Genomic DNA, 26,725 nt, shown 5'->3' on the forward strand with positions numbered 1-26,725 from the left:
ATGGCTGGTAAATTAATTATATTCTCCGCCCCGTCAGGCTCAGGTAAATCAACCATCATCAACCATCTGCTAAAACAGAACCTGAACCTGCATTTCTCTATCTCGGCAACAAGCCGTGCACCGCGCGGAACAGAACAGAACGGTGTGGAATATTATTTCCTGACTCCCGACGAATTCCGGGCCCGTATCGCTGCCGGTGATTTTTTGGAATATGAGGAAGTATATACCGATAAATACTACGGCACATTGAAAAGTGAAGTGGAACGCCAACTGAACGAAGGCAACAATGTTATATTCGATGTGGACGTTGTCGGCGGATGCAACATCAAAAAGTTTTATGGTGACCGTGCTCTTTCAGTATTTATCCAGCCGCCCAGCATCGCCCATCTGCGTGAACGTCTGGAAGGTCGTGGCACGGATGCTCCCGAAGTGATCGACAGCCGTATCGCAAAAGCGGAATTCGAACTGGGATTTATTCCTCATTTCGATGTCTGCATCGTAAACGACGACCTTGCGACAGCACAGGCCGAAGCAGTGGAAGTTATAAAAGATTTTCTGTCTAAAGAATGAATAACAACAGACAATTATCACGTAAATGGGGATATATTTTCGCACTGACCGGAATCGCGGCATTGGGAACCTGCATTGCAGGCCTCATTTATAAAGAATATCTCATTGCATTTGCAACCGGACTCGTATTCGGCGTACAGGCATTCAACTTTATAATGTGGAAGAAACAACGGTAAAGGAAAACAACAAACTGAAAACCGGAATCTTTTCCGGTTCTTTCAACCCGGTTCACATCGGTCATTTGGCCCTGGCCAACTGGCTGTGTGAGTTTGCGGGGCTGGATGAACTCTGGTTTGTTATCACGCCTCATAACCCGCTGAAGAAACGCGACGACCTGATGGATGACCGGCTCCGGCTCGAACTGGTCGAAGCTGCCATTGCCGGATATGCTAAATTCCGTACCAGCGATATCGAGTTTACGCTTCCCCAACCGACTTACACGATAGACACTTTACGTACCCTCGACCGTACATATCCCGACCGCGAATTTCATTTTATAATGGGAGCCGACAACTGGTCGTCAATCAATCGCTGGAAAGAATCGGAAACGTTAATTACCAGCTACCCTATCCTGATTTATCCGCGTAAAGGATACGAAATCAACATCCCCGACAACCTTCCCGACATCCGTAAAGTCGATGCTCCGCTGATGGAAATATCCTCCACTTTTATACGCGAATCACTGGCAGCCGGCAAGGATATACGTTTCTTCTTACCGGAAGCAATACGTAACCATAAGTGCTTTTCTAATATATAATTAAGTAAACTACTACTCACTTTTATCCTATAAGTGAGAAAAATTTTGTACTTTTGCGCCGTATTATACAAAATAATAGCGTAATGAATCTATTAGAACTGAGTGAACAGGAAATCATAAGACGCAATAGCATGGAGCAATTGCGCCAAATGGGGATAGAACCGTATCCCGCTGCTGAGTACGTAACAAACGCATATTCCAAAGAAATAAAGGCATCTTTTAAAGACGATGCAGAACCCCGTCCTGTAACTATTGCAGGCCGTATCATGAGCCGCCGTATTATGGGTAAGGCTTCATTCATGGAGTTGCAGGATTCGGAAGGCAGAATACAGGTATATATTTCCCGTGATGATATCTGCCCGGGTGAAGACAAAGATTTATATAACGTCGTTTTCAAGAAGTTGCTCGATATCGGAGACATTGTAGGAATCAAAGGTTTTGTATTCCGTACGCAAATGGGTGAAATCTCCGTCCATGCACAGGAATTGACGGTATTATCCAAATCACTCAGACCGCTGCCTATCGTTAAATACAAAGACGGTGTAGCTTATGACGGATTTAACGATCCCGAACTACGTTACCGTCAGCGTTATATCGACCTGATCGTAAACGATGGCGTAAAGGATATTTTCATGAAACGTGCAAAAGTGATCAAAACAATGCGCGCCGTACTCGACGAAGCCGGATATACGGAAGTAGAAACTCCGATCCTTCAGTCTATCGCCGGTGGTGCAAGTGCACGTCCGTTTATCACGCATCATAATTCATTAGATATTGACCTTTATCTGCGTATCGCTACCGAACTGTATCTGAAAAGACTGATCGTCGGCGGTTTCGAAGGGGTTTACGAAATCGGGAAAAACTTCCGTAACGAAGGTATGGACCGGACGCACAACCCGGAATTTACCTGCATGGAATTGTATGTCCAATATAAGGATTACAACTGGATGATGAGCTTCACGGAGCAGCTGCTGGAAAAAATATGTTTGGCTGTCAACGGTACATGCGAAACCGTAGTCGACGGCAAGACTATCAGCTTCAAAGCTCCTTTCCGTCGCTTACCTATCCTGGAAGCCATTAAGGAAAAGACCGGCTACGACCTGGAAGGCAAGAACGAAGATGAAATCCGTTCAATTTGTAAAGAATTGAAGATGGAGATCGACGAAACAATGGGTAAAGGCAAGTTGATCGATGAAATCTTCGGAGAGTTCTGTGAAGGTACATTCATCCAGCCGACATTCATTATCGACTATCCGGTTGAAATGAGTCCGCTGACTAAAATGCACCGCAGCAAACCGGGACTGACCGAACGTTTCGAATTGATGGTGAACGGAAAAGAGTTGGCAAACGCTTACAGCGAGCTGAACGACCCAATCGACCAGGAAGAACGTTTCAAGGATCAGTTGAAGTTGAGCGAAAAAGGGGACGACGAAGCGATGTTCATCGACCAGGATTTCTTGCGCGCACTGCAATTCGGTATGCCTCCTACATCCGGTATCGGTATCGGTATCGACCGTTTGGTCATGTTGATGACCGGCCAGACTACTATTCAGGAAGTATTGTTCTTCCCGCAAATGCGTCCGGAAAAAACAGTAAAGAAAGATGCTGTCGATAAATACGTAGCATTAGGTATCGATGAAGCCTGGGTGCCGGCATTACAGAAAGCCGGTTATCTGACTGTCGACACGCTGAAAGAGGTGAACCCTAACAAGCTGCGCCAGGAACTTTGTGAGATGAACAAGAAGTATAAGCTGGAACTGCAAAATCCTGCGGCCGAAGAAGTGGAAGCATGGATTGCCAACGCAGCCAAATAAAAGGGAATGCTATGAAATTACCCGGTAAAATTGCAATAATGGGAGGTGGTAGCTGGGCTACCGCCTTAGCCAAGATTGTACTTTCTACACAGGATAGTATTAACTGGTATATGCGCCGGCAGGACCAGGTTGACGACTTTTTAAAGACAGGACATAACCCCAGTTATCTGTCTGCCGTAAAGTTCGACACGGACAAAATAAAATTCTACACGGATATTAACGATGCGATTAACGATTCCGATACGCTAATCTTCGCGACTCCATCTCCGTTCCTGAAACAACATTTAATGAAGGTGACAACCCCGCTGAATGATAAATTCATCATCTCGGCCATCAAGGGGATTGTACCGGACGAGAACATGCTGATTGCCGACTATTTCACGGAATATTATAATGTACCTATGGAAAACATCGCAGTAATCGGCGGTCCGTGTCATGCGGAAGAGATTGCGCTCGAACGTCTTTCCTATATTACATTAGCCTGTTCCAATATCGACAATGCACGTGCCGTCGCCCATGTATTCCAGAATCAATATCTGAACAACTATTGTTGTAAAGATGTTAGAGGAATAGAATATGCTTCTGTTTTAAAGAATGTATATGCGATTGTTGCCGGTATCTGTCACGGGATGAAATATGGAGACAACTTTCTGGCAGTATTCATCTGTAACGCAATCGAAGAAATGCGTAATTTCCTCAATTCCGTACACAGCCTGGAACGCGACGTAACCGACTCGGTTTATCTGGGAGACTTGCTGGTGACAGCGTATTCCCGTTTCAGCCGTAACCGTACGTTCGGGACGATGATTGGAAAAGGATATTCCGTCAAGATTGCCCAGCTGGAAATGGAAATGATTGCCGAAGGATACTACGGGACCAAATGTATCCACGAGATAAATGAAAAGTATAAGGTAAACATGCCGATTCTGGACGCCTTATACGATATATTATATGAAAGAAAATCGCCGACTACCGTTATACGGCAGTTGACAGAAACATTTAAGTAGGTATGAAAAACATCAGTATTAACATTGACAAAGCACTGGGCGCTGTTACAAAAGAACAGGTTTACGCACAGGAAGCCAAGGCAAACGAATGTATTGCCACTTTACATAACGGAAACGGAGCTGGTAACGATTTTCTGGGTTGGTTACATCTCCCCTCTTCTATCACGGATGCTGAATTAACAGACATCGAGAACACGGCCAACGTGCTTCGTTCTAAATGTGAAGTTATCGTTGCCATCGGTATCGGCGGAAGCTATCTCGGCACAAAAGCCGTTGTCGAAGCATTGAACAACAGTTTCGACTGGTTGCAGTCTGACCGTAAGAACCCGGTTGTTCTCTATGCCGGACAGAATATCGGCGAAGATTATCTGTATGAGCTGTGTGAAATACTGAAAGGTAAACAATTCGGTCTGATTAACATATCCAAATCGGGAACAACAACAGAGCCTGCCCTGGCATTCCGTATGCTGAAGAAGCAACTGGAAGACGCAGTCGGCAAGGAAGAAGCAAAACATCGTATTGTTGCCATTACTGATGCCAAAAGAGGTGCCCTTCGCACATTGGCAGACCAGGAAGGTTACAAGACATTTATCATTCCTGATAATGTAGGCGGACGTTTCTCCGTACTGACTCCGGTCGGTTTGCTGCCTATCGCAGTAGCTGGTATCAGTATCCGCGACCTGGTTGCCGGTGCCGTATCTATGGAAAAGGCTACAGGTATTGAAATTCCTTTCAATGAAAACCTGTCGGCTATCTATGCTGCAACCCGCAATGAATTATATAAAAGCGGCAAGAAGATTGAAATCCTTGCTAACTTCCATCCGAAACTTCATTACATCGGCGAATGGTGGAAACAGTTGTACGGCGAAAGCGAAGGTAAAGACGGAAAAGGTATTTTCCCGGCTTCTGTCGACCTGACAACCGACCTTCACTCAATGGGCCAATGGATTCAGGAAGGCGAACGCATCATCTTCGAAACAGTTATCTCTGTTGAAACTCCTTCACACAAAGTTGAAGTCCCAACTGACGAAGCCAATCTGGACGGCTTGAACTTCCTTGCCGGAAAACGTGTAGACGAAGTAAATAAGATGGCAGAACTGGGTACTCAGCTGGCACACGTAGACGGTGGTGTTCCAAACATCAAAATCACGATGCCGGAAGTAAATGCTTATTACATCGGCCAGTTGTTCTACTTTTTCGAGAAAGCCTGTGGAATCAGTGGTTATATGCTGGGCGTTAATCCGTTCGACCAACCGGGTGTCGAAGCATACAAAAAGAACATGTTCGCGCTGCTGAACAAGCCAGGGTATGAAAAGGAAAGCGAAGCAATCCGCAAGAAACTATAATAGTTGACAGAAACAGTTGACAGATGACAGTTATTTCGGCTTTCAGCCGAGTGGTTTCGCGAAGCCTAACTGTCACTTGTCAACTGTCAACTGATTTTACATTCTATACCGTATCCCCGCCATTGCCGTTCCCATGTGGCCGAAGCCGACTTCTACAAAACCTGCAATCTGGCGTCCTACTTCGATACCGATAGGGGAAACCTGATACATAAAGAATGCCTTAACCTTTGTTTCTTCATCCGGTTTGTTCTCGTCGTTTATAAAAGAGGCTTTTGCTGTTGCAATGGCTACACCTGCATTCAAACGGGAATATAATGTAATAAAATTATAATTATACCAGTTATACTTAAATGAAGGACAGATGGAATGAAAAGAACTTACGAAATCGCCGACAATCTTCTCATTGGCAATAATACGCTTATCGCTGTTTGTATAAGAATAAACCAACCCGATTCCCCATTCTTCATCCGGATAAAAGATATAACTGATATTCAACGCACCGAACTTACCTTTATCATCATATAAATTGACCGATTCGGTAGAAGGGTCAAAGTAATTTTCATAATGATGCAACAGGTCAGCTGCCGGAAGACCACCATAACTCAAAGAAACTTCATGCTGCAAGTCGGTCCAGTCCTGGGCCTTGCTCTGAAAGCAGACAACGAACAGCATCATCGCTAATACTAGTAAAATCTTCTTCATGCTCATCAGTTTTTATTGTTATTACCATACCCGGTTTTACGGGTTGTTCACATCAAAGATAGGAAATAAGTATAAGAAATTTCGTAACTTTGCAAAGATTATTAAGGATATAAATAAAATGATACAAGAAGCTATCAACCGTTATCTGCTTAGGACTAAGCAGAATTCTCTTTCTCCCAAAGCTGTACTTTTCGATATGGATGGTGTCTTATACGACTCCATGCGTTTTCATGCCCGTGCCTGGAACGAAACAGCGATACATCATCAGCTCCAGGCTAAAGAGGAAGACTTTTACATGTTTGAAGGCCGTACCGGTGACAGTACGATCAACGAATTGTACCAGCGTACCTTTCAGCGTGATGCGACCGATGAGGAAAAACGGGAACTATATGAAGAGAAAGCAACACTTTTCAATAAATATAATGATGGTAAAGCAATGACAGGCGCCGCAGAAGTACTGGCAGCCGTTAAAGCGAACGGACTACAAACATTAGTCGTGACCGGTTCCGGCCAGCACAGCCTGATTAACAAACTGGAACATACCTATCCCGGCTGTTTTACCCGCGAAAAGATGGTTACGGCTTTTGACGTAAAATATGGCAAACCTCATCCCGAACCTTATCTGATGGGATTGCAAAAAGCCGGAGTCCATGCCAACGAAGCATTTGTCGTAGAAAACGCCCCGATGGGTGTCGAAGCCGGTGTTGCTGCGGGCATCTTCACGATTGCAGTCAATACCGGTCCCCTCCCCGACAAAGTGTTATTGGATGCAGGCGCCGATTTACTGTATCCGGATATGGCAAGCCTGGCAAAAGACTGGGATAATATAATGAGGTGTATAGGATAGAGCTTTTAATATCAGTTATTGCCCCGATTTAATCATCGTAACTATACACCAATTTATCCTGTTGGATGAATAAAAGAATTCATTTTTATTTCCGTATAATAATATCCTAAAACTTTTTGTACAGAGGTACGTCTAATTAGATTTTGACGTACCTCTGGCAAAAGGATCATTAGATGTCTGACACAATCTACCAGTTTATTTATTCATATAATTATAATCATACATTTGAATTATATGACCTCCATAATCCTTGCGATTCACTAATCGTCCATAATTATCGTATTCATAATTTATTTTTATTCCCTGAGGATCTATCATCGAAATAACACCTACCAACGGCTTATAGACATACGTAGTTACCATCACACCTGGTAAGGAACTTCTTAAAGCATCAATCGGTGATATATTTGGACTGGCCGATGAAGCTATAGAATTGATTGTGTTTACCCCACCAGAAATCGTTTGCACCACCTGATCATAAGTTGCATTTTCTATTTTTCCCACGATATACTGATAATTATATCCCCACAAATATACAACCTTCTTAGAGTTATCTTTAGATACATATAATACATTTCCTTTTGAATCATAATTATGATAAGTAATTCTCGTTTCTTTGGGACCAGTCCCCTGCTGTTCTATAACATCTGAAGGCGCAATAAACGAATTTGCCCAAGAAGAATAAGCCGTTTGAGTTTCCTGTAGAAACTCGTTATTTATATAAGTTGTTGTAACAATGACAGGAGAAAGCATGTTCTTTTCCACCATACTCTTATAAATAGTTGTATTTATATCTTTAGGGTATTTAAAATTCTTTTTCAACACAGAACCATCACTCCTGGTTTGTTGAAGAGAGGTTATTTCATACTGGTTATCCAACCGGTCATAGGCATAAGTTGTAGTCTGAATTACAGATTGCCCACCAAAATAACTTATATCTTCTACTTTGGTCAGTTTAACCAATCCGGTTTCTGCTGTAATATCAGAATACTGAAACAATTCATTTGTAGATACTTTTGAATTATTATAAGGAGATGGTAAATTATGATTAGCAGGAAGAAAGTTTGGATATGATTTAAAACCAACTACACCACTTTGTTTTTTATATGTCGTATAGGTATAATTTATTCGTTTTGCTAAAGAGAATGAACTCCCTATTTTGGTATAAATGTCCTTACGTGACATTCTTCCTCTTGTCCATCCCCTATCAATAAACATATAGTCAAATTTAGGGATAAACTGATATCCACCCGAATAAACACTAGGAATTATGCACGGAGATTGACTGATGTATTCAACATCATTTGATGAATAAAGATAATAATACTCTGTTTTACCATTACTTACTTGCGGCGTTCCTTCAAACTCTATTACCTTCCCATAATATACAGAAGCTCCACCACTATGTGACAATGGTACATTCGGCTCAGACATATAATAATCGTATAACAACATTTCCGTACCATAAATAGTACTTGATACGCTTTTACCTTGTGTATATAATGCTCCTTGAATTTGTGACCATCCTGTCATATTATTCATTCCTTGTTCATATTGATAACTATGCACTTCTGGAGATGCATCCGATAGAGAATAAGAAGTAAGACTCTGTATCCGAAGTCCTCCTGCTGCATTTCCCGAAGAATATTTATTACCTTCATACTTAAATTCAGTATATCCTCCTGTCGGATATGTTATTTTCTTTAGAATACATGCCTGAGTATAAGTTGGATTCACTGATCTGTCAGCCTGTACTTCCTTCAAATTATAGGATTGCTTTCTTGCATATGTAAAATAATTCTTATTGGTAGTAACACCATTATAATATCCCCAATAATCCTGTCCGAAATACCTTTGTTTATCACCTGTGGCATAAGGTGTTATTGATAATGCATCTAAATATGCGGGTAATAATACACTTGAATTATAATCTAGATCATATATTCCCACTACACTACGTTGATTATTCAGAAGTTTAACTTTATTCAATTTCAATCTGTAATTATAACTTGCATTATAGTTTGTAGCAGGTTGTACCTGACTGAAACTTAAAACAGTTGAAGGAGAAAAATACCCATGTTCCAATGAATAAGCCTTTACCAATTGACTATTATTTTTAATATCAATGCCAGTCAATCTGTATTTTCTGCGGTCAGCTCTGTCTCCACTGTAGTTAAAGATAATAGTTCCATCTGGAAATTTAATTGATTTAACCAATAACGTATTATCGACTAGTGAATTTTGGGTAGCACATTTTAAATTACTTAAGTTCGGGGTATTCTGCGGAACCTCTAATACATAGTTCACATAACGATCGATATAAAGAGTATTATCCGTCATATATTCAAAATCAATCTCCCGATTATCTGTTGTTTTTATCCAAGTCAAATACCAACTGGATGTATACTTATTTTCTGTTGCTTGAATACTACTAAATTCCTTACTCTCAAATCCATAAATTGTTCCATCACTTCCTGTTATTTGAAACACATCTCTGCCCGAATCGTACCTAATATTATTATTAGTTAAAGGTATCTGGATCAGATTGTTATTTATATCAAATCTAAAACTTCCGGACATGCCTGCTACATTATAATAATAAATATCAGATTCAGAGTCATAAGTTCCGGTAAGACCCTGACTATAAATATTATCTAAATGATTAAGCCTGACATCCTCAGAAAGATTTACAGCCCATTGTTTGTTATGAATTGTTCCAGAAGCACCAAAATTTTTATCTGGAGCACCTTTTACTGAACGCGTTATAACCCCTCCGGCATTCAGGACCCATCCCAAACCGACCGTTGTAGAAATATCATTCACTTTTATACCAGAAGCATGATAAGAAATTGTTATCGGCACACTGGTCAAAGGCAGCTGAATTGTATAAATCGGAATATCAATTTGAACTAATCCGTTATACAAAGACACTGGATATTGTCCATATTTTCCAAGAGCTGCAGCATCCGGAGAAGGAGGTACGGATGGAAGAGACAAATCTTCTGATCTCATTATATTGAAATTGCAGAAGATCATAATCAGTAGATAAATAAATTTTGTCTTCATGGTTCGTTTCATTTTATTATTAAGGAAAACACATAATCAAACGTAAAATCACATCTTCAACCTACTATAACAGCAAGTAGAATCCTCAACAATACTAAAATGACAAATATAAAAATATTTTTAGTAAAAAATATCATTAAAACATATTTGTTTTAGAACACATCTTTATATACTTTTTTATACCCAATAGCGACTAAATCTATCTTTCAACAGATATATAACTCAATAAAATATTTTTCCATATATTAAATTCAGATTTTATGATGATTCATTTTAATATTTTGATTAATTTTGTAAACAAAGATATTTGTTATCATATTCAGGATATCATAGCAAACAAACTTTTAAGATACAAGAGACAAATTCATATTTATCATTTATCTAATATTTTGAATCTTATGAAAAAAAACGATCTCTCTTTTAAAGTATTAATTCTATTGTTGACTTTATATCTCCCCCCCATTTATCTATCTGGGCAAATAGACTGGTCTACAAACCGCCCCCGTAGTGGAGATAAAGTAATAAAAAAACAAATTAATTACATTGAACCTGGAGAATCAGGTGAAAATGTAACATGGGACTTAAGTCGATTGGAAGATACCGATACAAAATTCATCCAAAATTATACCTCTCCAAAACTAATTGCAGACAGTATTTATATAATGGGGACGGATACCTTTTTAAAAGAAGATGTATTGCCGGAAGAACTGGTCATTGGCATCGAAAATTACACCGTTTACTATTATCGCGTCCGCAATGAAGGAATTACTTTACTAGGATTTGAAAATCCGGTAACAGAAATACATTATCAAAACCCTTTGTTACAAATCAATTACCCGTTCAATTTAAACGATTGTGATAGTATGACATTTGAAACGACAGGACTTTATTCAAAGGAATTGCCTTTAAAATCACTCGGAGACATCCGCATAGAATCGGATGCCAAAGGACAAATCATTTTGCCTTCAGGGGATACACTATATAACGTATTACGCATGAAAACCATCCAGAACATTCGCGATACCTCATCAATGAATATGACTCAAACATCCTATAATTGGTTCGCTGAAGGTTATCGTTATCCCGTGTTGGAAACACTCCACACGGAAAATAACACAAGCGACGGTACGCAGGAAGTATTTAGAACCTCTTTCTTCTATCCTCCCGAACAACATCAATATTTAGAAGATGATATAAACAACCAGCAAGTATTGAATCGTTCCTCTGAAAAAGGAACAGTCCCCCCATCCTCCATTGCCCCCGGCTTTGCCGATTACTCAATCAAAGGAGACGGATGGGGTTGCAATGTCTATCCTACTCCCATCGAAACAAATCTGAATCTGGAATACAAAACAGAGAAAGAGGCTAAGGTAAAAATTTCACTCTACGATATGGGAGGTAAATTACTCTATTTATCCCCCACCCGACATCAGCAATCCGGTTATTATACGGACTTAATCGATTGCCGTAGTCTGACAACCGGCAACTACGTGTTGAGGATTATGGTCGGAGAAGAAGAAATGAGTCGTATTATCACTAAAAAATAAAACAGCTATGAAAAGTCGAATAATAATCCTGTTTAGCTTGTTATCCACCGTTTTTATGCAATACTCACAAGCTCAAACCAGCAGCCAAAATTATATCAGGACACGTACCATGACGAATGAAAGCGGAACATCATTCGTGGAACAAGTTGATTATTATGATGGATTAGGACGACTTCTAGAGACTGTGCAAGCGAAAGCCGGAGGTAATTCTCAAGATTTGATCGTATTGACTGATTACGACAGTTATGGCCGTAAAGATAAAATTTGGCTTCCGGTAGCTGTAAACACCAATAACAGCAATTACGTTGCTCCCTCTACACTTCGCAGTAACGCGCCAGGTTTTAATGCCAACGACAGCAAACCTTACTCACAAATTATTTATGAAGCATCACCGTTAAACCGGACAATGAAAGAGTTCGGACCTGGAAACAACTGGTACGCCAACAACAGGGCGATCCATACTACATACCTGACCAATAACAGTAGCTATCCGTGTGCTTTGTTTTCTTCCTCGAGCAACGGCACAACAATCAGTATTACACGTTCAGGGACTTATGCCAATAACACTTTATTTGTTACTAAATATCAGGATGAAGATAATAATATCAGTTACGAATTCAAAGACAAACAAGACCGCATCTTATTAACAAGACAGGTCAATGGTTCGACTAATTTCGATACATATTATATATACGATGATTATGGTAATCTGAGAGTAGTTTTATCACCTTTAGCTTCCGATGTTTTTACCAGCAATACTACATGGAACGAATCCAATGCAACTTTACAAAAATATGCTTATCTATACAAATACGACAACCGCAATCGGTGTATCGCCAAAAAATTGCCAGGTGCAGATTGGACGTATCATGTGTATGATAATGCAGACCGACTAATCTTTAGTCAAGACGGGGAACAACGTTTACGCAGCGAATGGAGTTTTAACATTCCGGATAGATTCGGACGTATCGCCATCAATGGCATTTGCAAAAACTCGTTCAGTTATAGTAGTAATCCTCTAAATGGGAAAGTGATCAATGCAGTCTGGGCTACTAATGGAACAGGAACTTACAAAGGTTATAATCTGGAAGGAGGCATTAGCCTAACGAATGCAATCATTCAAAATATCAACTATTATGACTCTTATGAATTTATTGGAAAAAACAATGTACCTTCCTCATTGACATTTGAATCCCGTAGCGGATATGCCACCACATATTTATCAACACCGAAAGGACTTCTAACCGGACAAATTACATCGGAACTGGGAAATAACAGTACTTTGTATTATTCAGTCAATTATTATGACTCCCGAAGCCGCCTGATACTGAACAGATCGACCAACCATCTGGCTGGAATCGATAAAGAATTTCTATCATACGCTTTCGATAATAACGTTGAAAAACGGTGCCACATACAAACTGTCTCAGGAAAGACCCAAACGGAGGAATATGCTTATACCTACGATCAGGCCCGGCGTCTAAAAAACACTTCTCATACATTAAATGGAGGTAGTTCGCGAATGTTATCGGAAAAAATTTATGATGATTTGGGACGCCTTCAAAGTGAGAAACTAGGAGGTTTCGATATGTTGAAAGCAGCCTATAACTATGATGTCCGTAATCGTCTGATAAGAAATTGGTGTGCTCAAATGGGGGAAGTACTGACCTATACATACGGTAGTAATGTCCAAACACAATCTATTGCCCTGGGAACCGGTACCCGTATATATGAATATGCCTATGATGGTTTATCCCGTGTGACCAGTGGAGCTTACACCTCCGGCCCCGGTGATTATACATCATCTTATAGTTATGATAAAAACGGAAATCCTTTGACGGTAAAGCGTAACGGACTAATCTCAACAGGAGTGTTCGGAATCGTGGATAACCTGACTTTCAGTTATGATGGAAATCATATTGTAAGCATTAATGATGCTGCAGGAAATATAGCCTATAATTTTTCGCACGATTTTAAAAATTACAGTAATCAATCCGTGGAATATATCTATAATGCAAATGGCTGCATGACAAAAGATTTAAACCGTGGAATTTCGGAGATTCAATATAATTCATTAAATTTACCAAGTCGTATAGATATCAAAAGTCCAGTAGGTGAAGCTCGCAATGAATACCTCTATAGTAGTGATGGTCAAAAGTTGCGTGTGAAGCACAGCTGGAATCCTAATTATTCGTCAAGTCCGATCATCGGGTCGGGAGTGACGGTCTCTTCTTTGAGCTCAATCGAAACTACAGATTATATAGGTGATTACGAATATGTCAACAATACGTTGAAACGAATCCGTACCGAATATGGTTATATCGAAGGCGGAGTCTATCATTTTTATGTAAAGGATCATCTGGGTAGTAACCGTTTAGTTGTTTCTGAACCGATGAGTTCCCAGGCCGTAAACTACTACCCATTCGGAATGGCGAATGGCGACCAACGTGCAGCCGACTTGCAGTCATATAAATATACTGGTAAGGAGCTGGACATGAAACAAGGTCTGAATTTGTATGATTATGGGGCGAGGTATTATGATCCTGCAAGCTGTCGTTTTACAACAATGGATCCAATGGCAGAAATGTATTATTCGATCAGTCCGTATGCTTATTGTGCAAATAATCCGCTGAATGCGGTAGATCCTTCAGGGATGGCTATTGACTGGTATGGTTTAGATGAGTTTACAGGAGTATTGAAAAAAATAAAAGAAACAACCGATGATTTTGATTTGATAAAGTCAGGAACTTTTGATCAAAAGGATAATTTTCTAGAAAATAATTCAGTAGACCCTCTAAAAATATCAAAAGGACAGCTAATAGGATCACTTCATCAAGATATATCAAATAAAAAAATAACCTTTAATAATATTGAAGAAGGAGTAGATTTTATGAAATTTGTTTCATGGAATTCTTATAAAGAGACAAATGCGTGGGCTTACAAAGAAAATAACTCAGAGAAATTGGACATTGGAGCATGGGATAAAAATACAGAAAAAAAATCCTTTCAACCTTCTTATCCTCGAAATCCAATCTTTAATATTCATACACATCCAGGTACAAGAGATGGGTATGGAGGAGAGTCTAGACCCTCTACTTCTGATTGGGAAGCGTACAGTAAACATCCTTATAACACATATTACATTTTAACACAAAAACATGGTTTAATTATTTACGGAATAATAAATGGAGTCAAGGGATATTTTACTCCACTGAAAAAAAACACCCCTAAACATTTAGCAAAATTCCGCTTAAAATAAAAAAAAAATGAAAAACATCCTATTGTATAATTTAAAAATATTATTAATATTATATTTTCTGTTCTCTTGTGATTCACAATCAAAAATTGAAAATGAAAAGACATTAAAAGAAATATCTTCGATATTTATAGAAGAAAATGGAGTTGAAATGATCAAATGGATGATGATGGATAGTATAAATGTTATGAAGGTTGCAATAAAGAAAGAGGAATATTTAACCTCAAATGAGACACAACCACCTCCTGTTGGAGAAGAACCAATAAAATTTTTTTACCCTAATTTGAATTTATATACATTTTATTATAGCATGGGAGTTGTTGAAGGTGATGACAATCTGCCTTCTAATATGTTTTATGTAGATGGTTACCCTATTTTTTTATATGATGATAAAAAACCTTTTATGGATAAAAAAAATATACCACAATATTTATATAGATATAAAAAAATATGGGTTAATGATGATTATTGGTTGGTTGCCATTTGTCGAAAAAGTCAAAAATACATAATATTTAGGGAGTACTGGAAATTAGGAGATGAAGCACTAGATAAACTTAAAAAATTTAATGACAAGTGTTTTGATGTCAGCTAATTTATTGCAATCTTTTATAAAACATAAAACAAGTCGTTAAAAATAGATATTTAAAAGTGTTTGGTTTTCTATATTCAAAAGAGACTACAATCTTTTTTAAGCAACCAAGGAGCAAATAAGAACTGGTTTTACACTTCTGTAAAAGGTATTTTTCCGGGATTTACAGTAGATTATGATTACAACACCTCTGGGATTTTTACGACAAATGGATATTGAATTTTCAGACATAGAGATTAATATATTAAATGGTAGAGGAGGGGAAGATATCGTCCCATTAAATAGAGTAAATAATAAGAGAATGAAAACATTAACGATAGAAATAGTTAGTCCACCAGATAAAGAAAACCTGGTTGCAGAAATTTGGCAAGATGATCAAATGATTGCAGAAATAAATCAAGAAAAAGAAACACTTGAATTGGAAATTTATATTAACAAAACTGGTAAAATAAAATTAGAATTTAACAACTTTATAGACACTCTAAAAAAAGCAAAAAAGATACTGAGTGGGGGATAACCAATTTCTCGTTAAATATGACTCTTATAAAGAGACAAATGTGAAGGCTTACAAAGATAATAATACAGAGAAATTGGATATTGGAGCATGGGATGATGACAAATAGCAGAAATTGAATGAATATTCAAATAGACAAAAAGGAGTATTTAACACCAAGAGATACACCACCTCCCCGAGTAGGAGAAGAGCTAACTAAATTTATTTCTAATACATTGGACTTATATATATTTAATTACACTATGAGTTGTGTTGAATGTGATAATGATCTTCCTTCAGGCTTATTTTATATAGATGGTTATCCTGTATTGTTATATGATAATAAAAAAACATCTATACAAAAGAAGATGATTGGTTGGTTGCTATTTATCGAATAAAATCAAAAATATATAATATTTAGAGAGTATTGAAAATCAAGAGATGAGGTATTAGATGAATTAAAAAAATTTGATAGCAAGTACTGTGAAAGTAATTAATTTATTGTCTTCTTTACTTGAAAATGAGCGACACTAGATATTACGAATATGTCAACAATACGTTGAAACGAATCCGTACCGAATATGGTTATATTGAAGGCGAAGTCTATCATTTTTATGTAAAGGATCATCTGGATAATAACTGTTTGGTTGTTTCTGAGCCGATGAGTTCCCAGGCAGTAAACTACTACCGTTCGGAATAGCGATTAGCGTGCAGCCGACTTGCAGTCATAAAATATACAGGATAAGGAACTAGACATGAAACAAGGTCTGAATTTGTATGATTATGGGGCAAAGTATTATGATCCTGCAACCTGTCGTTTTACGGCAATGGATCCAAGGCAGCTATCACATTAGGTTTACCTCCCAGTTTAGTACGTATAGGACAACAATATATAAAATTTCAGCCATAAAAAATATTATGATAACAGTTTTATTTACTCTGTTTTATGCTATAAGTATGGCACAGACAAATTGCTCTCAGGACTCTACAAGGTATTTAGATGCATATAATTATATTATTCAAGAATCTGCAAATCAAGAAAAAACAATAGAAGTATCAGACTCAATTGTAGATTTAGATAGATTTTGGTTTTCGCAGGATATCGCAGATTATCCTACTGAAAAGGAAATATTGGGTTTGTAGAAAAACAACGATGCCGAAAAATTTATTGTTTTTTTCAAAAATAGAAGATAATGTGTTTAGGGCGGATCTCCTCCCTTATAAACAACAATTTAATAAGTTTGATTATAAGAAAATGACTATCCAGAATGTTGGACAAATCTACCTGTTCATCTTTAATAAAGATGGTTCTCTCAAATTTGCTTTTAGCCATGAGATAACTTTTGATTAGTTGACAAATCTGTGTTTTGACCTTATCAGAACTAAATAAACAGACAAAAAATCGATGGTCTGGAAATGATTATAAAATATGAAAAAAGTAATATTATATAGCTTGAATATATTGACTATTTTATCTTTTGTATTGTCTTGTGATTCGCAAATAAAAGTTAAGAATGAAGACACACTAAAAAAAATATCTTCAAAATTCATTGAAGAGAACGGGGTTGAAATGATCAAATGGATGATGAATGACAGTATAAATCTTATGAATATTGTAATATATAAAGAAGAATATTTAATTTCTAAAGACACACCACCTCCCCCTCCATTAGGAAAAGAACCAACTAAATATATTTTTCCAGCATTGGATCTATATTTATTTTATTATAGTATGGGATGTATTGAGTGTGATAATTGTTCTCTTCCTGCAAGTTTATATTATATAGATGGCTATCCGGTCTTATTATATGATAAGAACAAACCTTCTATAGAAAAAAAGAAGTGCCACAATATTTATATAAATCTAAATATTTACATACAAAAGAAGTTGATTGGTTAGTTGCTATTTGTCGAAAACGTCAGGAATACATAATCTTTAAGGAGTATTGGAAATTAGGAGATGAGGTGTTAGATGAACTTAAAAAATTTAATGATAAGTGCTCTGAAGATAATTAATTTGTTGTCTTCTTTCATAAAATATGAGACAAGTCATTCGAAATAAATATTTAAAAGGGTTTAGCTTTTTATCTCTAAGAGAGGCTCTAACCTTTTTAGACAACCAAGGAGTGAATAAAAGTTTATCTCTTGAGGAAACATTTGGAGAAAATTACTACTGTTATATATGCTATCATTCATTGACACAAGAGATATTATTTTCTTTATCTTTTAGCAGTGATGAAAGTGAAGATAATTTAAATATTATGTATTGGAATGATCTGATAGTCCTAGATATAGGAAAAATAATTTATTTAATTGACGATTTTTTAGAAATAAGATCGTCAATTGAAATCACAACACCTTTGGTTGGGTTATATGTAATAAACGACGAAAGATTACTTGTATTGGAAGAGGCTTTTGTAAGAGTAATAAACAACAAAGGAGAAGTTGTAAGAGCCGAATTGACAGACCTTATAGAGGATTTCAGCGTAAAAGATAATTTATTGTTTATACAAACAAATGAAGAAAATAAAATAATTGAATTAAATTAAAATAGGATATTCAACAAGAACAAACATATAGATAATTACGTTAAAATAAAGCTTTAGCAATGATGAGTTTATTAACTGCAAATTATATTCCTTGAAATGACCTCTACGTTGGATATTTTAGTAATCAGCTTAACAACAGTTCCATCTACTCGTTCCAATCTAAATTGACCCAGGAGTTTATGTAGATTAAAGTAGAGCCCTATAGGGCTGATTACAAACATCATATATATTTTATCATTTGCCACATATCAAACAAAAAAGCTGACATATTACTTTTTTTGATAATTATAATTATACGTTTTAACAATTCTCTTGATATTATTATCCAAAATATATGTTTCTTTCAATTGACCAAAATCATCGTAAGCGTAGTAAGTTGTAAGACCTGACGGATCAGTTTGAGAAGCCATCCCCACAAAAGGCTTGTAAGTATAAGTCACAACTATAGCTTTAGGAAGTGCTTTCTGCAAACTACCATCCCTCAATTTCGTCTCATTCGGTATAGATAATACAGAAAGTGCATCAGCGCTAGTTATAGAAAAAACAGTCTTTATGGCTGATTCAACTTCATTGAAAGTCGCATTTTTAATTTCAGCTATTTGATATTGATTATTATATGACCAAAGATAAACCGTTTTCATTCCATCAGCAGTTGTAAACTGACGTATATTACCTTTAGTATCATAAAGATTGTATGTTATATCTGTATGCAAATTATTTATCCCGGAGGTAGATGACTGAATCTTCTCCGGCAAAATAAGATTATTTGTCTTTGATATATCTCTAAAATAATTATTTTTTTTCCGATCTATTTCCTTGTTATTATAAGTAGTTATTGATTCTATAACAGAGGATAGTCTATTTTGAAGTATCATTTCAGGAAAAGGTGAGGTTGTATAATTATAAGGATAAGTATATTGGTAGGTATACACGTCCGCTCCATTCAATCTATTTTCTACTTTCATCAACTGATTATTAGAATCGTACTCATATACGTTTGTAACAGTTACAGGATTATTATTTTCAAAATATTTTTTCATCTGTTCCTCACCAAGAAGATACTTATAAGTAAATATTTTATATGCACCTCCAAGAGCTACTTGACTAGACACAGTCTCTAAGGGACTCAACAGGCGAGAAATAAAAAAATCAATATATTTTATTGACTGATTAGATAATTTCTTATATTTCAAAAGTCTCTCATTTAATAATGAACCTTCCCTATTATATATCTTTACACTAATCAATTTTCCTCTTTCCAAATGTTTTGAAGAAACCGGAATATAATTGTTAAGAATATTTGCAAGCCCTAATCCTTTGACAGAAGAGATTGGGTGAAACGTTTCATTAAGTCTAGACAGGGGCATTTCATCTAGATGAGATTCTCCCCAAATATCTGAATTAAAATTCGTAAACTTATACTCTGTATATCCATTTATATTTCCATTATTATCTTCCTGCGATTCAACAATTGTCGAATATCCAACATTATACCCAGGTTTACAATAAATATAATTATTAAAACCATTTGTTGAAAACAGGTCAAACTCTCTTACATAATTATTATCTCCTAATGGAACAATTGATCTATAAGCCTTTATCCGTTGGACATACTTTGGTAAAGACGAAATAATACCTGAGTTTGAACCCGATTTAGTTCTAGGATTAAAAGAGTTTACATAATAATAATTTTTTGCATTATGAAATGTTCCATCTTCTAAATAATTTGAAATTCTTTTTACTCTAATTCCTCCCGGATATATCAAATTTTGAGGTTGATAGTTTTCGATCATAGTCTTCTGACTCGTCAAAGACATATACCGATTAACTTGATGTGTTTCATAATCAAATATAACATACCCTCCTACTGGGTAACTTATTCTCTCCAAAATTTCTGATTTAAAATAAGCGCCTGATTTATCAGGTTCTCTTGACGCTCTAAAGCTTTCTTCAACACTAGCATCTAAAAAATCATTCGAATTTACTGTATAATATTTAAAAAAACCATCTTTTAATACGAATTGATGATCTTTCCCATTATAAAAACCCTGATGATCACCCAAAGAAGCCCAATAGTCAGGAAATCTCCCAGTGTTATATTTAAACTCATATTTAGCGACAGAATTGTTACTTAAGTCTCTTTTTTTCATACTCAATAGTTTCAATCTGTCATTTTCTGTATTAGTATACTGAAAAATATATTCAAAGCTGTTATTAATGTTTACTTTAGACAATTGTTCCCACTGTATCTCGGAGAATGCTTTAATAAATGGATTACTACCAAATTTATCTATAAATACATTTTTTTCTCTTATCCCCGGAATAATAGTATTACTGTATTTCTTTTGTATGCTATTTTCATATGTAAAATCTATATCAAAAGAATTGTATTTGATTGATTTTAAAAGGCAAGACATAATCAGATCCGAAGAAACATACTGACTAGCATATGTTTCCATAAAATTAGATTGATATAAAAGGTTATAAGTTATATCCATTTTAGGTTTGGATACTACATAATTAAAACTGATAGTTTCTCCTGTATAAAGAATAATTTTTGACAGATGCCAACTAGTTGCGACGGGTCTGTCACCATCAATCCGAACTAAAGGTTCAAAATAGGCGTATGTATAATCAATTGCAGAAGGATTATCACCAAAGATAAACACTGTTCCATCTTTAGCAGTCAACTTGAATTCAAAAAAAGAACTGATTCCCTGATACGATTTTGGTTGATTTATCGGAGATCTCGCATTTGACAATGTTTTAATTGTATACTCAATTTTAAAATCATCATCCGACAATATTTGCCACTGACCATTTTCATTTAAATAAAAGCTCCCATTATATCCTAGAAAATCAAAACTAAATATATCCGGATAATAATCTTCACTTCCGCGGCCAAGAAGGTTTTTGGTATTGATTTTTGATGCGGCTAACTCCCATACAAAATTCTCTTGGTTCCATTCTCCTTTACCCCATTCGTCAAACCCATAAAGTTCCTGCATATTTTTAGATTCCCTTTCATTATAAAACTTATAGTTTTGCCATATGAAACCTAGCTTTATAGGTGGATTACTTATAGTATATCCATCAATCGGAAGAAATGCAAATTCATCAGGATGCCCCTTTACAGTCCTATGTATAGCCCCTCCAGCCTGAAGAGTCCATCCTAAACCAACTATACCTGGATGAATATTAGGTTTAACTTTATTCAAATTATATTGAAGACCTATCGGAATTCTAATATTTTTAATCTTTAGTTCATATAAAGGAATATCTATATGCAAATCTCCAGTATACATGTCAACGCCAAGATCATTCGTTGTAGAGATCATATTGGTTAGTGCAACTTGCGGAAATATCCCATACTCATTTTTACTCTGTGAGGAAATAATTGAACCCTGTCCAACTACATTTAATCGAATCATCAATAAAAAGAATATAAAAATACTATTTTTCACATGTTTCTTCATAATATCAATACTATTAATGTTGGACTAAAAAACAAAAAATTCCTATCACTTATATTTCCTGTATTACAATTATATTATTACCAGAATAACGCATATAAAGATAAATATAAAAAAAGAGATTAATACATCTATAATGAATATATTTCAGTCTATACTCAATTATTATATAATAATAATGTATAAAGTATGATACAATGAGGAAACATTTGTCACAAAAAAAGGTTACTTGTATGAAAGCAACCTTTTTTGTGACAAATTCATAAATAATCACTTTACATAATTCGCCTTGTTCAGGAAGTTGAAACTTTCTTTACAGCTGGCTACAGGATCATTGTTTGTATATTGTTCTACTTCAACGTACCAGTCTCTTACATTGTTTGCATACATCTGGTCAAAGATCGGTTTGAAGTCAATCTTACCGCTGGCACCGATTTCCATGTCATCCTTAATATGGATCGTCTTGAACTGGCTCGGACGGGATTTCAGATAAGCCACGGGATCACCACCACCTTGTGTCACCCAATAAACATCCATCTGGAAGAATACATGATTAGGACTTACATTGTCCAGCAAGAAGTCGTAGATCAACTTATCTTCTATCTTACGGAATTCAAATGCATGGTTATGATAACCGAAAGCAATACTGGCTGCAGCCGTTTTGTAACCTACCGTATTGAAATAATCGCAATACATCTTCAGGTCATCCAAGGTTGTTTCATCATTCACCGGCATCCAGGGCTGAACCATATATTTAACCCCCAATTCGTTGTGAGCAGCAATTGCCTGGTCCCACCAGTTCATTACTTCTGCTTCCTTTTCTTTGGTAAAAGCCTGTCCCAAATGGGCACTTGTACACTTCATACCCAAGTCGTTACACATTTTCTTAAATTCAGCAGGAGCTAAACCATAAATTTTACCATTGTCATAACCGGCTGTTTCTAAATTGGTATACCCCATTTTAGATGCTGTTTCCAACACTTTTTGAATGCCTTCGTCTTTTACAAGGTCTCTCAAAGAATATAACTGTAAACCGATATGTTTCTTTTCGGCACAAGAAGATAACAACTGAGGTGCAACTAAACCTCCCGCAAGCAACATTGAGGCTTGCTTTAAAAAGTCACGTCTGTTCTGCATAGTACTAAAAATTAAGTTTGATTGAGAATTTGTACAAAAGTAAGACTATATTCGATGGATTCTAACATTATTTCGTTAAAATCAATAAAAAGATAAATTACTTTTGCCTTAACATTCGTTGCATCTTCATGTATCGATATTGTTTTATGATCAATTTCCGGCTACGCATAATCTGATACCTGTAAATAATGCAAGCTGTAATAAAATAGATACCGGCCTGTATCCAAAGCGTACGGTATTCGTGAGCCACTTCATTTAAAGAGGCTCCTGCCGTATTGATACGGATAAATCCCTGTATTCCAGGTGTGGAAGGAAACAGATAGCCAACCGCTTTCCAGAAGGGAGGTATCGCTTCTTTGGGCCAGGACACGCCGGAGATAAACAACAGAATAACCGAAGTAAAGACAAAGACCAGCATCGGCGCCTCACGGCTTGTCATAAAACCGGACAAGGTCATCGACAAAAAGATGGACGCGAACAGATAAGGCAGAACAAACAACATAACAGTCCACGGCTCTCCCACCTGCGGCAATGAAAATAATTTCGGAACCACCCCTAATGCCCAGATACAAACGACTATATATAACAATATATAAGTAAGCGACTTGCCGAACACGATACGCAACGTCCCATTAAAATGACGGCTTATCGGAACCAGGCTGTGGAAACGGTTCTTTTCGCGTGCCGTTCCTCCCAACATACCGATACCCAGAATCAGCGTCTGCTGGATAACCAGAATAAGGATAGCCGGCACAAGGAAGCTGGCAAACCCGTTCTGCGAATTGAACAGGGCTACCGATTCATACGGAATAGGATTGATCGTTATCTTTTCCTGTTCTATCGTCGACGACGGATTATTCTGCGCCCGTAGTTCTTTTCCTATCTCGAGCGAAACTTCAGTCGTTGCCAACAGGAAGGCTTTATAAAACAACAAAGCACTCATATCACAATAAAGCGAAACCGTCGCCTGCTTTCCTTTATGTATATTTTTGCTGAACTCACTGGGGAAATACAGGATTCCGTATGCTTCTTTCGCATCCATCATCCGTTTTGCCTCTTCCATATCCGAACAGACGGCAACAACCTTTACATCTGCCGTTGCATCGACCTTCCGAATATATTCGCGACTCAGATAAGAATCCGACTGGTCCACCACCACCATCTTGGCATTGTGAACCACCTCATTATTATAGATAAACGCATACAAAAGCGGATAGATGAAGGGGACCAGGAAGAAAAAGATCATGACTCCCGAATCCTTGAAGACGTTCTTCAATTCATCCTTCCAGATAAAAAAGGTATCCAGTATACCTTCTTTAATTATATATCGTAAACGATGTTCTCTTTTCATTACTTTCAGTTTTACGGAATATACTTAAAGTACAGCAACGCATTCTTCAGGTTCTTTCCTATCAAGAACGGTAAGATAAGGAAGCCAGCCAACCAGACATATTCACTCCATGAATAGAACAAATCCCTACCGTTCAACGCCTGATCCACATAAATCAGAAAATAGTGACGAAGCGGGAACAGGTCGCTCAATGCCTGCAAAGTCGGATCCATCCCTAACACGGGAAAAGAAAATCCGACAATAGAGAAAGCAATCATACCGAACAAACTGGCAAAACTCAATCCCAGACGCAAAGTTGGCAACACACCGATCATAAACACACCGACAGCCTGCGAAGCCAGCACCAACAGGATTATTGCCGATATCATCGGCATCCAACCACTATTCAGCGGGAAAGCATTGAAACCGTACAAAGCGGCACAACACATCAACGCCACAAGAGTAAAAATAACAGTTTGCGGGAGTAACTTCCCCAACAGACTAGTCGTCAAGGAGTTCCCTCCCGTCTGCAGCCACTGGCGGGCGGTCGAATATTTTATTTCTGTACCGATACTGAACACCGTCACCAGGAAGATCATCAACTGAAGCACGCCCGGCAAAATCGTGTTATTCAGATAGACGGAATAGTTCAGCCAGGGATTACCGATCGCATGAGTATCCACTACTACCGGCTGAAGCTGTCCCATAATCTGGTCGGTCGTATATCCTTTCGCCAGTCCGGTCTGCAAGCCGACCGAAGCACCAGCCAGGACAGACATGGTCTTCATATCCCTGAAAAGCAGGGAAGCTGCGATTAGATAAGTACCGTTCGTATAGAAAGACAATGTAGGTTGTTTTCCCGTTGTTGCCTCCACTGCAAAGTTCTTCGGTATATAGAAAATACCGTATATGTTTCCTTTTTGCATCTCCCGGCGAGCATCATCGAACGTAGCGGTCTTATAAACAACCTCCGTCTGTTCAAAAGCATCCAACTGCCGGATCAGGTTACGGGAAGTGGCTGAACCATCCATATCGACCACGGCAATCGGCAGATTGGTTGGCAAGCCATCTTGCATCAGTGACAGGAAGAAGACGACACAGAGAGCCGGAGCGATCAGCATACAGAAGAAATAGATCGGCTTCGATGTAAGCCGCTGTATCTCCCGCTTCGCCACATTCCAGATACTATGTAAACTCTGCTTCAATGTCATAATATTTCGTTTCCTTTTTTCTTCATTACGACAGACATTCCGGGACGTAAGTCTGCTATTTTTTCCTGCGGACGGGCACGGACTTCAAAGGTCTTCGAATCGAATTGTCCGGTTGTCTTTGTAGCTTTCCAGGCAGCATACGAACCCATGTCCTTCATATAATATACTTTCAGCTTTACCGGCTTATTGTCGAGTGCCGGAATAAAAGCATTCAGTTCGGAACCGATCTTGATATCCTTCAACAGGTCTTCACGAACACTGAATGATACCCACATATCGTTCAAATCCGTAATATTCATAATTGGCGCACCGGTACCGACCAACTCTCCCACTTGTGGGAAACGTTCGGATACCTCTCCGTCGATAGGTGAAACCAAAGCCGACTCTTTCAAATAAGATTCCACTTCGGCAACAGCGCCGCCGGCCTGTTGAACCAGGGCAGCCGCAGCAGCCTTATCTTCCGAACGGGCACCGTCCCGAGCCATATCATACTGTGACTTAGCCGCTTTTTCGGTAGCGACCATCGCTTTATAGTTTGCCTCAGCCTCATCTCTTTTCTGAGCAGACATGACTCCCTTGTCATATAAGTTCTGAACACGGGTATATGATTTTTTGGCAATCTCCAAACCTGCTTGTGCCTTCTGCCACATCTCGTAAGCACCGGCTATTTCCTGTGCACGGGCTCCTTTAAGAGCTTTGGCATTCTGTGCTTCGGCAGCTTTTTGAACGGCTTCTGCCTGTTGCAGTTTTGCCAGGACTTCCGGAGTATTCAGATACACCAACGTATCACCGGCTTTTACTTTATCTCCTTCATCAAAACGATACATTTCGATTCGTCCGGGTACTTTTCCGGAAATACGAACCTGATTGGCTTCAGCCTGCCCCATAATAATATCGTCGGGAGGAGTAAGCAAAAAGAAACCGGTCAATGCGACTAATCCAATCACGACCAATACCGTGATAAATGCCAACATCATGTTGCTGATCGAAAACTTTTTATTCTCGTTCATCTTTGTATATTTTTATTGTTA

Annotated in this window: 23 protein-coding genes; 16 read left to right on the forward strand and 7 right to left on the reverse strand. The window is 37.7% G+C overall.

The annotated features are described in order from the left end of the window. The 6 genes from gmk to DWW91_RS19470 all read left to right on the forward strand — a co-directional run bounded on the left by gmk (nt 1) and on the right by DWW91_RS19470 (nt 5,494). Entirely contained in the window at nt 1–570 is a 570-nt protein-coding gene (gene gmk / locus DWW91_RS19445; RefSeq protein WP_007657745.1) for a guanylate kinase, read from the forward strand. Continuing rightward, the gene (locus tag DWW91_RS19450) at nt 567–746 is read left to right on the forward strand and encodes a hypothetical protein (protein WP_007657744.1); all 180 of its coding nucleotides are present in this window, start codon (nt 567–569) and stop codon (nt 744–746) included. The genes gmk and DWW91_RS19450 overlap by 4 nt, the downstream gene beginning before the upstream one ends. Next, nucleotides 728–1,327, forward strand: a complete 600-nt coding sequence (gene nadD / locus DWW91_RS19455) for a nicotinate (nicotinamide) nucleotide adenylyltransferase (protein ID WP_122328676.1) — start codon at nt 728–730, stop codon at nt 1,325–1,327. Before DWW91_RS19450 ends, nadD begins: the two co-directional genes overlap by 19 nt. Nucleotides 1,328–1,410: 83 nt before the next feature. Beyond that, nucleotides 1,411–3,141, forward strand: a complete 1,731-nt coding sequence (gene lysS / locus DWW91_RS19460; protein ID WP_122328677.1) for a lysine--tRNA ligase — start codon at nt 1,411–1,413, stop codon at nt 3,139–3,141. Between the two features lie 11 nt (nt 3,142–3,152). After that, complete coding sequence (locus DWW91_RS19465) at nt 3,153–4,148, forward strand: NAD(P)H-dependent glycerol-3-phosphate dehydrogenase (RefSeq protein WP_010800125.1); 996 nt, start codon at nt 3,153–3,155, stop codon at nt 4,146–4,148. Between the two features lie 2 nt (nt 4,149–4,150). Continuing rightward, entirely contained in the window at nt 4,151–5,494 is a 1,344-nt protein-coding gene (locus DWW91_RS19470) for a glucose-6-phosphate isomerase (RefSeq protein ID WP_122328678.1), read from the forward strand. Between the two features lie 96 nt (nt 5,495–5,590). Here DWW91_RS19470 and DWW91_RS19475 read toward each other — a convergent pair whose 3' ends face one another. Beyond that, on the reverse strand, nt 5,591–6,196 hold the full coding sequence (locus DWW91_RS19475; protein WP_007657736.1) for a hypothetical protein: 606 nt from the start codon (nt 6,194–6,196) through the stop codon (nt 5,591–5,593). Nucleotides 6,197–6,314: 118 nt separating this feature from the next. On the opposite strand from DWW91_RS19475, the gene DWW91_RS19480 reads away from it, so the two are divergent. After that, nucleotides 6,315–7,043 carry an HAD-IA family hydrolase gene (locus DWW91_RS19480; protein WP_007657731.1) on the forward strand — a complete coding sequence of 243 codons (729 nt, stop codon included), beginning with the start codon at nt 6,315–6,317 and terminating at the stop codon, nt 7,041–7,043. A gap of 195 nt (nt 7,044–7,238) precedes the next feature. On the opposite strand, the gene DWW91_RS19485 is transcribed toward DWW91_RS19480, so the two are convergent. Continuing rightward, nucleotides 7,239–10,109, reverse strand: coding sequence for a hypothetical protein (locus DWW91_RS19485; RefSeq protein ID WP_122328680.1), 2,871 nt, complete (start codon nt 10,107–10,109; stop codon nt 7,239–7,241). 398 nt (nt 10,110–10,507) lie between these two features. Between DWW91_RS19485 and DWW91_RS19490 the strand changes: the two genes are divergently transcribed. From DWW91_RS19490 to DWW91_RS19535, 9 genes are all read left to right on the forward strand, one after another. Next, on the forward strand, nt 10,508–11,656 hold the full coding sequence (locus tag DWW91_RS19490) for a T9SS type A sorting domain-containing protein (RefSeq protein ID WP_158599471.1): 1,149 nt from the start codon (nt 10,508–10,510) through the stop codon (nt 11,654–11,656). A 7-nt stretch (nt 11,657–11,663) separates the two neighbouring features. Beyond that, nucleotides 11,664–14,915 (forward strand): DUF6443 domain-containing protein, encoded by a 3,252-nt coding sequence (locus DWW91_RS19495; protein ID WP_122328682.1) that lies wholly within the window; start codon nt 11,664–11,666, stop codon nt 14,913–14,915. Between the two features lie 7 nt (nt 14,916–14,922). Next, nucleotides 14,923–15,504 carry a hypothetical protein gene (locus tag DWW91_RS19500; protein WP_122328683.1) on the forward strand — a complete coding sequence of 194 codons (582 nt, stop codon included), beginning with the start codon at nt 14,923–14,925 and terminating at the stop codon, nt 15,502–15,504. A gap of 172 nt (nt 15,505–15,676) precedes the next feature. After that, nucleotides 15,677–16,018, forward strand: coding sequence for a hypothetical protein (locus DWW91_RS19505; protein ID WP_122328684.1), 342 nt, complete (start codon nt 15,677–15,679; stop codon nt 16,016–16,018). Nucleotides 16,019–16,134: 116 nt separating this feature from the next. Beyond that, nucleotides 16,135–16,392 carry a hypothetical protein gene (locus tag DWW91_RS19510; RefSeq protein WP_122328685.1) on the forward strand — a complete coding sequence of 86 codons (258 nt, stop codon included), beginning with the start codon at nt 16,135–16,137 and terminating at the stop codon, nt 16,390–16,392. Nucleotides 16,393–16,514: 122 nt separating this feature from the next. Then, nucleotides 16,515–16,694, forward strand: a complete 180-nt coding sequence (locus DWW91_RS19515; protein ID WP_122328686.1) for a hypothetical protein — start codon at nt 16,515–16,517, stop codon at nt 16,692–16,694. Between the two features lie 218 nt (nt 16,695–16,912). Next, nucleotides 16,913–17,137, forward strand: a complete 225-nt coding sequence (locus DWW91_RS27560) for a hypothetical protein (RefSeq protein ID WP_158599472.1) — start codon at nt 16,913–16,915, stop codon at nt 17,135–17,137. Between the two features lie 286 nt (nt 17,138–17,423). Then, nucleotides 17,424–17,894, forward strand: a complete 471-nt coding sequence (locus DWW91_RS19530; protein WP_122328689.1) for a hypothetical protein — start codon at nt 17,424–17,426, stop codon at nt 17,892–17,894. Between the two features lie 139 nt (nt 17,895–18,033). Next, complete coding sequence (locus DWW91_RS19535; protein ID WP_122328690.1) at nt 18,034–18,543, forward strand: hypothetical protein; 510 nt, start codon at nt 18,034–18,036, stop codon at nt 18,541–18,543. Nucleotides 18,544–18,812: 269 nt separating this feature from the next. On the opposite strand, the gene DWW91_RS19540 is transcribed toward DWW91_RS19535, so the two are convergent. The 5 genes from DWW91_RS19540 to DWW91_RS19560 all read right to left on the reverse strand — a co-directional run bounded on the left by DWW91_RS19540 (nt 18,813) and on the right by DWW91_RS19560 (nt 26,704). Beyond that, on the reverse strand, nt 18,813–22,019 hold the full coding sequence (locus tag DWW91_RS19540; protein WP_122328691.1) for a hypothetical protein: 3,207 nt from the start codon (nt 22,017–22,019) through the stop codon (nt 18,813–18,815). Nucleotides 22,020–22,286: 267 nt separating this feature from the next. After that, nucleotides 22,287–23,153, reverse strand: a complete 867-nt coding sequence (locus DWW91_RS19545; protein ID WP_122328692.1) for a sugar phosphate isomerase/epimerase — start codon at nt 23,151–23,153, stop codon at nt 22,287–22,289. Between the two features lie 97 nt (nt 23,154–23,250). Further along, entirely contained in the window at nt 23,251–24,504 is a 1,254-nt protein-coding gene (locus DWW91_RS19550; protein ID WP_048314502.1) for an ABC transporter permease, read from the reverse strand. 11 nt (nt 24,505–24,515) lie between these two features. Beyond that, on the reverse strand, nt 24,516–25,694 hold the full coding sequence (locus tag DWW91_RS19555; protein ID WP_046146577.1) for an ABC transporter permease: 1,179 nt from the start codon (nt 25,692–25,694) through the stop codon (nt 24,516–24,518). Next, nucleotides 25,691–26,704: an HlyD family secretion protein gene (locus DWW91_RS19560; protein WP_007657723.1), complete on the reverse strand. Its 1,014-nt coding sequence runs from the start codon at nt 26,702–26,704 to the stop codon at nt 25,691–25,693. The genes DWW91_RS19555 and DWW91_RS19560 overlap by 4 nt, the downstream gene beginning before the upstream one ends. Between the last annotated feature and the right edge of the window lie 21 nt (nt 26,705–26,725).

The organism is Parabacteroides sp. AF17-3 (assembly GCF_003635445.1).
Lineage (GTDB): Bacteria > Bacteroidota > Bacteroidia > Bacteroidales > Tannerellaceae > Parabacteroides > Parabacteroides goldsteinii.